Annotated in this window: 1 protein-coding gene; it reads left to right on the top strand. The window is 54.1% G+C overall.

Translation table 11 applies throughout. The features are described 5' to 3' along the window. Positions 1-283: glycosyltransferase (locus AB9F26_RS22495; protein ID WP_369769153.1), on the top strand; the 283-nt coding region annotated here is incomplete at both ends.

Below are 283 nucleotides of genomic sequence, written 5' to 3'. Positions count from 1 at the left end.
TCTATGCGATCGTAGGCTACCCTCTGGTGCTCATGATGCTTGCGCGCATTATTGGGCGCGAACCGGTTCTTAAACAGGAGGGCCCGAGGTCTTTCACACTCCTTATCGCGGCACACAACGAGGAGGCCTGCATCGCCGACAAGTTGCGCAACTCGTTAGAACTCGCAGTGAGTGGCGCTTTCAGGGTGCAGATAATTGTCGTATCGGACGGGTCAACAGATCGCACGGTGAGCGAAGCATTGTCAGTTGCGGACGAAAAAATTGAAGTCGTGGAATCTGTTGG

The sequence above is a fragment of the Falsihalocynthiibacter sp. BN13B15 genome, from assembly GCF_041205415.1.
Taxonomy (GTDB): domain Bacteria; phylum Pseudomonadota; class Alphaproteobacteria; order Rhodobacterales; family Rhodobacteraceae; genus Falsihalocynthiibacter; species Falsihalocynthiibacter arcticus.
Note: the sequence above shows the minus strand (reverse complement) of the source record. Positions and strands in the feature narration are given on the sequence as shown.